This is a genomic window from Dolichospermum circinale AWQC310F, assembly GCF_000426925.1.
In the GTDB taxonomy this organism is placed as follows: domain Bacteria; phylum Cyanobacteriota; class Cyanobacteriia; order Cyanobacteriales; family Nostocaceae; genus Dolichospermum; species Dolichospermum circinale.
This window is the reverse complement of sequence record NZ_KE384675.1, coordinates 1-8,160: the sequence shown is the minus strand read 5'-3', so window position 1 is coordinate 8,160 and position 8,160 is coordinate 1. Positions and strand designations below refer to the sequence as shown.

Genomic DNA, 8,160 nt, shown 5'->3' with positions numbered 1-8,160 from the left:
AGTTGCCCAAAACCGTTCGGCTGACGCTCACGGCGAAGCCTGTTCCCTGTTCCCTGTTCCCTGTTCCCTTGTCATAACGACATCTGATAAAAATGATACAATTTATGAGATTATCCAGATTTAAATACCAATTACCCATCATTATTTTTCTGGTGATGTGTTTAAATTTATTGATTGCTCCAGTGGTTTATGCTAATAGTGGTGGTAGCTTAGATAAAGTTTCTGCTTGGGCAATTGGTATTTTAGGTTTTACGACTTTAATGTTAGTAGTTTATTTGTTTATAGTCATTTTTCAGCCAGAACGCTTTTAATAACTTACAAACAAGTTCAAATAAAATTAAAAATGGAATTATGTCTATTTTTAGAGAAATTTTCAGAGCGATTAGAATTACAGTGGTAATTTGGTTATTAACGGCAATTATATATCCCCTGTTTATATTGCTAGTAGGCCAGTCAATTTTTCCGTTTTCAGCTAATGGTAGTATCATATCAAATATCAATGCTCAACCCATTGGTTCAACCTTAATTGGTCAAGGATTTACCTCAGACCGTTATTTTCATAGTCGTCCTAGTGCTGTCAGATATAGCCAAGGTCAAAAAGCTCAACCTACTGGTATTTCTGGAGGTAGCAATTTTGCTCCTACTAATCCTCAACTCCAGGAACGCATTCTCAAACAAGCGGAAGAATTGCAAAATGAAAATAAACAAGCTGTGGCTGATTTGATTTATACATCAGGTTCTGGTTTAGATCCCCATATTTCTTTGAAAGCAGCACGAGAACAAATAGCAAGAGTAGCACAGGCACGGGGGATAAAGGAAGATGAGATCATCCCGTTAATTACTAAGTATATTGATGGCAGATTTTTGGGGATCTTCGGTGAACCTGGGGTGAATATTTTACGCTTAAATTATGCCCTGGATTTACAAGAGATCAATCGTCAACAAAATTAGTTGTTGGTCGGTTGTCAATTAGTCATTTTTTTTTGACATGGGTAATGGGGATGAATTACACTACTATTGATATCCATAAAAGTATTTGAGTCAATGCACCCGACTCGTGTTATCGGTTTAATGAGTGGTACATCTGTAGATGGTATAGATACCGCTTTAGTGGAAATTTCTGGCAGGGATTTGGATCTGAAGGTGGAGTTGATAGCGGGGGAAACATATCCCTATCCTCCGCAACTCAGAGAACAAATTCTGGAACTTGGCGCCGGTGCTGCTGTATCAATGGCAGAATTAGCTACCATAGATGATGCTATCTCTCGGACTTTTGCTGAAGCTGCCCAATTTATCCAAGTTGGTCATCAAGCAGCTACTTTGATCGGTTCTCATGGTCAAACTGTTTACCATCGTCCCCGTCAAGAAGCAGGGGAACTGGGTTATAGTTTGCAACTGGGACGGGGATCATTAATTGCCCATTTAACTGGTATTACTACTGTCAGTAATTTCCGAACTGCTGATATTGCAGTTAGTGGCCATGGTGCGCCCCTTGTTCCCAGAGTTGATGCCTATTTATTGGGTGATTCACGGAAAGAACGTTGTATACAAAATATTGGTGGTATCAGTAATGTAACTTACCTCCCAGCCGTCAGTGATAATTGGTTGTGCCAAATTCGCGGTTGGGATACAGGTCCAGGTAATAGTCTATTGGATTTGGCTGTACAACATTTTACCAATGGGGCTAAAACCTATGATGAAAATGGTGATTGGGCTGCTAGTGGTACACCATGTTATCCATTGCTAGAAAAATGGCTTAGTCATGAGTATTTTCACTTACCACCTCCTAAATCTACTGGACGTGAGTTATTTGGTGTTGCTTATTTACATCAGTGTTTAGAAGATGCTCAAGGCTATCAGTTCAGTACATGGCCTGCGGATTTTTTGGCAACCATTACAGAACTGACGGCGGTTTCTATTGTTCACAATTATGACACTTTTCTACCAAGAAGGCCACATCAGGTGTTATTATGTGGTGGTGGTAGTCGTAATATTTACTTAAAACGGCGGCTAGAGTTGTTACTGGGGAAAGTTCCAGTTTCCACTACGGATCAACTCGGAATAAGCGCGTGCTTTAAGGAGGCGATCGCTTTTGCGGTTTTGGCATACTGGCGCAGTGTCGGTATTCCAGGTAACTTACCTTCTGTGACCGGAGCATCTCAGGAGGTGCTGTTAGGAGAAATTCACGGACATTATCGCTAATTACCCCTAATTTAAAGCTATATCCCCGGATTTTTCTCTAGGCCATGCTAGAACCTGAGTCTAGACCCCACTGTTGTTTAAGCAGTTCTTGATAAGTTGCTTCACGCACCATCATTTGTCTATAGAGCTTAACTAAAAAGTCTTGAGCTTGTTCATGGCTCATCTGTTGGACTTGTGTAGCAAAGGAGCAAATGCTAAATTGCTGTTCCAAGGACAGTTCAATTGGTTGATTCATAATGAACTCCAAAACAAACAACGTATAAAAACGACATTGACAACAGAATTGAAGAGTTAGGAGTCAGTAGTAAAAAGTAAAACTAGCTTTTGCTTTTTACTTAGGTTCTGTACTGCTTTTGTCTGCAATTTGCTATGTCACATAAACACTGGCAGAAGTGATTTCTAGATTTTGGTTAACATTTGTTTCTCTATATTAAGAAATATAACAAATGTTTGACAGTTTGCCCATCTTTTGAAATTTATTTCTCATCAGAGGTAACTAATTGGGTTTTCATCTGGATGCTGTAGACAGTTGACATGATATTTGCTGTTTATTTAGACATAATACCCGATGGAATATGTCAGTTGGGGTAATTAGAAAAATTTAAACTCCTATGATATTTGGAGGGTAGAAATATTTTTAGCAAGTTCTTGAGGGGAAAAATGCTCAAATTGAACAAAATATTCAGTATATTTACTTTTTGTAGTGAAAGGGGAGGGAATAGACAAGAGAAAATAGGCAAGATACTCTTAACTACTGACTCCTGACTACTATCACCGAATAATTAAAAAATCAGGTTTCTACAGAGACGAGAACGACGGTGATGTTGTCGCGTCCACCTTCTTCTTTTGCGGCTGCTACGAGAGATTCGGCTGCTATTTCTAAGGAAGGTGTGCCTTGAAGGTAACTGGCAATTTTATCGTCTACAAGTTCTTCAGTGAGTCCATCACTACATAATAGTAAGCGATCGCCCTGTTCTAAATCCAGTGGTTGGACTGAAATCTGATTCAGGTCTTCCCTACCCAAACAATTGGATAAAACGTGACGATAGGGATGAACCCTAGCCTCATCAGGAGTAATATCGCCTATTTTCAGTGCCTTGGCAATCCAGGTATGGTCTTCTGTAATTTGTTGTAATTGTGATTTCCGCAGACGGTAAAGACGGGAATCACCAACATGACCGCATACAGGAGATTCTCCGGGACGAATCACAACTACGACCGCTGTTGTTCCCATATCAGCACGTTCAGGATGATTTTGCTGATCTGTGACTATAGCTTGATTTGCGGTTGATAGGGCTTGTTGTAATAGTTTTGATGCTGATTCAGGGGATTGCCAATTTTGCTCTAAGTATGAACGAATTTCTTGAGTAGCGATACGACTAGCCTCTTCTCCTCCCGCATGACCACCCATACCGTCAGCGACGATAAAGAATCGCCCTGCGGGGTCAATATAGTGGCAATCTTGATTATAAGCACGAATAAGCCCCGGATCTGATAAACCGGTAGAGTCAAGTTTCATAGATTTTTCGTAAGCGACTAATTAATACATTCGATCATAACGGTCGAGACGCAAAAGCAACCGAATCAGCATGAATGAAACTGATGCTGCAATTAAACCAATCAGACTTGCTAACCATACATAATGGCTAACGAGGAGAATTGTAGCAGCAATTGTAAAACCACTGATAATTAGAGCATAGCTGATTGCCAGTTGAATATTGCTCTGTCGCCGTATCAGGCGTTCTGTTTCTACGGAGCGAACTCGGAGCCGGATATCCCCACGTTCTATTTTATCTAGAGTATCTTCTAATCTCCGTGGTAATCCTAAAGCAGTGCTGCTAACTTGGACTGCTTGACGACTTAATTCATTCAAGAAGCTATTCCCCTCAGAACTACTGTTATCTGTCATAAGCTGCATTGCATAAGGCTGGGCAACTTCCATAAAATTAAACTCTGGATCTAGACCTTTACCGACTCCTTCCAAGGTAGAAAAGGCACGCATGACAAAGGTGAAGGTTGCTGGAAATCTAAATGGTTGATCATAGGCCAGTTCGTACAGATCTTCACTAATAGCTGCCACGGATTGGTTTTCAAAAGGCTTATCCATGAAGTTATCCAGCATATACTGGACAGAACGACGGACAGGTCCCATGTCCTCAACTGGGGCGAGCGCTCCTAAATCAACTAGGGATTTTACCACGCGCGAGCCATCTTTTTGGGCGATGCCAAATAAAGTTTCCATTAGTCCTTCTCGGACATTGGATTTAATTGTACCCATCATGCCGAAGTCATAGAAAATCAAAGCCCCGTCGGGACTAACTGCCAGATTCCCAGGGTGGGGGTCAGCGTGAAAGAAGCCATTATTTAGAAGTTGATGTAAGTAAGCTTGTGCGCCGTAACGAGCGATCGCTTTTCTGTCTACACCCGCAGCTTCCAAGGCCTCATATTGACTAACTTTAATTCCAGGTAAATACTCTAAAGTAATTACCCTAGACGTAGCATAACGCCAATATACTCTTGGTACTTTTACCCAATTATAAATGCGGAAATTCCGGCGAAAAGTATCGGCATTGCGACCTTCATTCAGATAATCAATTTCTTCCCAAAGAATGCGACAACATTCCTCATATATACCCATCCAATCTCTACCCCGTCCCCATTTGGGGTGGTTTTGAAAGTAACGGGCAATACCTTTAAGAATGTCTAAATCAATTTCAAATAGCTTCTTAAGTCCAGGTCTTTGCACCTTGACAACAACGGACTCACCAGTGTACAGAGTAGCCTTGTGAACTTGACCTAAACTAGCAGCAGCCAGGGGAATAGGTTCAAAATCTTGGAAAAGTGAGGAAATTGGTTTACCCAACTCCTGTTCAATAATTCCTTCCACCTGTTCATAACTAAATGCCGGAACTTTGTCTTGTAACTTAGATAACTCTTCCACATATTCAGTCGAGAAAATATCAGCACGAGTAGAAAACAACTGTCCCACCTTAATAAAAGTCGGACCCAAATCCAGGAATGTAGTTCTAATCCAGATTGCTTGGGCCTTGCGTCTAGCTGCTTGCTTGGCTTCCGTCATACCACCGGGGTAACTCCAGGGCTTGCTATAGCGCCAAATTTTGAACATCAAGGTCAAGACAAAAGACCAAATATCCACAAAGCGGCGTTTGCTAGAGTATTCTTCCCGATTCCAACGGTATGCTTTGCCTGAGTAACCTTGTTCCATATTTTTCTTATACCGTCGGCTTGAGAGGGAGCAGGAGAATCTGGAAGGGTAAGGGGCTGGGCGGGGCATCTGGGGGAGAATTTTCCCATTACCCATTACCCATTACCCATTACCTATTTTGCAGCATGGCGATACTTCTGCAATTCACTTCTTAATAGGGCGATTTCTGCCCTTAATTCGTCAATTTCGGCCTGTAAATCCAAAGAATCTGCACCAGATGAACTATTTGTCGTTTTTCCAGTTGCAGAGGATTCTGCAGCCCGATTAGCTCGTGCCATCACTTCTTCTGTAAACTGGCGTAGCTGCTCTTTAGCTTCAGCATCAAATTTGCCCAGTTCACTCAAAGCATCAGTCAAGGCGACTTCTACACGCTCATTAATCACTTCGGCTACTGCTCTGCCTACGAAAAAGGCTTGCACAAGGGGATTACTCATAAATTTTTGTAAAGTTGCTCCGCAAAAAGATTATAACCTGCCTGGATGCTGTAATGTTTCCATTTGCAACTTTGCTGAGTTAGCGAAATACAATCAGCCTTAAATATCCATAAAATCGGGATGACAGGATTCGAACCTGCGGCATCCTGCTCCCAAAGCAGGCGCGCTACCAAGCTGCGCTACATCCCGTAAATCTATCAAAACCAATTTTTACATAACTTAAATTATGCTTTTTTGGTTTGTCTTGCTTATCATATCACAAAAAAGAATAAATGCAAACCCAATAATCTATAAAAAATCAGACTATGGAAAACATCCTGGGAGAAATCAGGCACAAACCAGGATTTTCCCGGAATTTTCACTTAAATTACCCCCATTATTCCCCAATGCCTCATCCGCAATGACCAAATTACTGAGGATACCAAAACATTCCTTTGATACCTTCAGGGTCTGGCATAAAGCCCATAGTTTTATAGAAATCTACAACATGGGCATCAGCAAAAAGAGTCACATTACTAATTTCTTCGCTCCTTAGTTTTTTGAGGACATATTTCATTAAAGCCTTACCTAGTCCTCTACTTTGAAAATCAGGATGAATCACTACATCCCAGATGGTGGCATTAAAAGCATGGTCTGAGGTAGCACGGGCAAAACCAATCAAACGCTTCTTGTTCCCTCGTACTTGCCACATGGAGGCCACAAGAAAACTATGCTCAATCGCTTTTTTTACTTTTCTGAGAGGGCGACGTGACCAGCCAACTGCGTCACAGAGTTCTTCTAATTCATACAGGTCAATATCTTTTTCGGTACTGAAAATGATTTGACCCTTGTCTAAACTGGAATTACCTTCAACGGCTGCTGTATGCTCGTTAACAGCAGTAGTTTTATTTGTCGCTAAAGATTCAGGAGTGCTAAACCAAGTTTTCCAAAAACCCATGCCAACGCAGTTCGGGTAGTATGACTGAAATTGGTTGCCACTTTTTAAGAGTGTTGATTCACATTTAACATCACTATGACCATAGCTAGTTATGGGGTGTTTCTTACCAATCATCTTTAACTTTAGCATTTTGTTTTGACACTACTTCATAAAACTCGTCCAAAGTCCAAATTTTTCCGACAAATTTCCTCCGCACTGCTTTATATCCATGGACAAGCTTAAATTTATATCTTGCCCATTAATATTCAATTCAATGAGACCAGGATCACAGGTAATTTAACTGATAGACTGTAGAATTTAGATATAGATGATTTTGAATTATTCTTTTCCTGTTTGTATTTAGTTGTATTTATTCGCACCTAAATTCATGGGTACGATATTTAACTATGGCAACAATAGAGATCTTAGGTGTTCCACATACTTATGAGCTAACCGCTCCTACATCATGTCCCCATACTTTAGTATTTATCCACGGTTGGCTAAATAGCCGTGTATACTGGCAACCCGTAATTTCTCGTCTATCACTAGATTTACAGTGTTTATCTTACGATTTACGAGGCTTCGGTGAATCTCAGTCCCAGGTAACATCAGATTCATATATAGACCTGACTTCTATAGGTTCTAGCATGATTACTTCTTCCTTAGATTCTGTATATTCCCCATTCGCTTATGCTCAAGATTTAGCCGTTCTTCTCAAACACTTGAATATTTCTAGCGCTTGGCTCATAGGTCATTCTTTGGGTGGTACTATTGCTCTGTGGACAGCGGCTCAATTACATGATTGTATTCAAGGTGTAATTTGTATTAATGCCGGTGGTGGAATTTATCTTAAAGAAGCATTTGAGCAATTCCGTGCCGCAGGACAGAAATTTTTACAAGTCCGTCCCCGTTGGCTTTCGCAAATGCCCTTAATTGATTTGTTATTTACTAAAGCTAGTGTATTGCGTCCTTTAGAACGTTGTTGGGCGCGTCAAAGATTAATTGATTTTATTGTAGCTGATCCAGAGGCTGCTCTGGGAACTCTTTTTGCATCTACTACGGAACAAGAAATTAACTGTTTACCCCAGTTAGTATCAAAATTGAAGCAGCCAGTATATTTTTTAGCGGGCGCTGACGATAAGGTAATGGAACCGAAATATGTCCGCCATTTGGCCAGTTTTCATTGGCTTTTCCAATATGTTGGTGATAATGTGATTGAAATTCCTGATTGTGGGCATTTGGCTATGTTAGAGCAACCGGAAGCCGTAGCTGAACATATTCGGTCAGTAGTTATTGGTCATTAGTCGCTTAATTAGGTTGGCGTTAAAAATTGTTGTTATGACAAGGGAACAGGGAACAGGGAACAGGGAACAGGGAACAGG

Annotated in this window: 9 protein-coding genes and 1 tRNA gene; 4 read left to right on the top strand and 6 right to left on the bottom strand. The window is 40.8% G+C overall.

Going from position 1 to position 8,160, the window contains the following annotated elements; genetic code table 11:
• Positions 1–155: 155 nt before the first annotated feature.
• The 3 genes from ACIR310F_RS0108645 (at position 156) to ACIR310F_RS0108635 (ending at position 2,202) form a co-directional block, all read left to right on the top strand.
• Positions 156–311 carry a potassium-transporting ATPase subunit F gene (locus ACIR310F_RS0108645; RefSeq protein WP_231387441.1) on the top strand — a complete coding sequence of 52 codons (156 nt, stop codon included), beginning with the start codon at positions 156–158 and terminating at the stop codon, positions 309–311.
• A gap of 40 nt (positions 312–351) precedes the next feature.
• On the top strand, positions 352–951 hold the full coding sequence (kdpC, locus tag ACIR310F_RS0108640; protein WP_028083491.1) for a K(+)-transporting ATPase subunit C: 600 nt from the start codon (positions 352–354) through the stop codon (positions 949–951).
• 93 nt (positions 952–1,044) lie between these two features.
• On the top strand, positions 1,045–2,202 hold the full coding sequence (locus ACIR310F_RS0108635) for an anhydro-N-acetylmuramic acid kinase (RefSeq protein ID WP_028083490.1): 1,158 nt from the start codon (positions 1,045–1,047) through the stop codon (positions 2,200–2,202).
• A 37-nt stretch (positions 2,203–2,239) separates the two neighbouring features.
• Here the strand turns inward: ACIR310F_RS0108635 and ACIR310F_RS0108630 are convergent, their stop codons facing one another.
• From ACIR310F_RS0108630 to ACIR310F_RS0108605, 6 genes are all read right to left on the bottom strand, one after another.
• The gene (locus ACIR310F_RS0108630; protein ID WP_028083489.1) at positions 2,240–2,437 is read right to left on the bottom strand and encodes an NblA/ycf18 family protein; all 198 of its coding nucleotides are present in this window, start codon (positions 2,435–2,437) and stop codon (positions 2,240–2,242) included.
• A gap of 555 nt (positions 2,438–2,992) precedes the next feature.
• On the bottom strand, positions 2,993–3,721 hold the full coding sequence (locus ACIR310F_RS0108625) for a PP2C family protein-serine/threonine phosphatase (RefSeq protein ID WP_028083488.1): 729 nt from the start codon (positions 3,719–3,721) through the stop codon (positions 2,993–2,995).
• A gap of 21 nt (positions 3,722–3,742) precedes the next feature.
• Positions 3,743–5,428 carry an ABC1 kinase family protein gene (locus tag ACIR310F_RS0108620; protein ID WP_028083487.1) on the bottom strand — a complete coding sequence of 562 codons (1,686 nt, stop codon included), beginning with the start codon at positions 5,426–5,428 and terminating at the stop codon, positions 3,743–3,745.
• A gap of 113 nt (positions 5,429–5,541) precedes the next feature.
• Positions 5,542–5,862 (bottom strand): DUF6825 family protein, encoded by a 321-nt coding sequence (locus ACIR310F_RS0108615; protein ID WP_028083486.1) that lies wholly within the window; start codon positions 5,860–5,862, stop codon positions 5,542–5,544.
• Positions 5,863–5,977: 115 nt separating this feature from the next.
• Positions 5,978–6,051 (bottom strand) — tRNA-Pro (locus ACIR310F_RS0108610).
• 220 nt (positions 6,052–6,271) lie between these two features.
• The gene (locus tag ACIR310F_RS0108605; protein WP_028083485.1) at positions 6,272–6,799 is read right to left on the bottom strand and encodes a GNAT family N-acetyltransferase; all 528 of its coding nucleotides are present in this window, start codon (positions 6,797–6,799) and stop codon (positions 6,272–6,274) included.
• 386 nt (positions 6,800–7,185) lie between these two features.
• On the opposite strand from ACIR310F_RS0108605, the gene ACIR310F_RS0108600 reads away from it, so the two are divergent.
• On the top strand, positions 7,186–8,082 hold the full coding sequence (locus ACIR310F_RS0108600; RefSeq protein ID WP_028083484.1) for an alpha/beta fold hydrolase: 897 nt from the start codon (positions 7,186–7,188) through the stop codon (positions 8,080–8,082).
• The last annotated feature ends 78 nt before the right edge of the window (positions 8,083–8,160 follow it).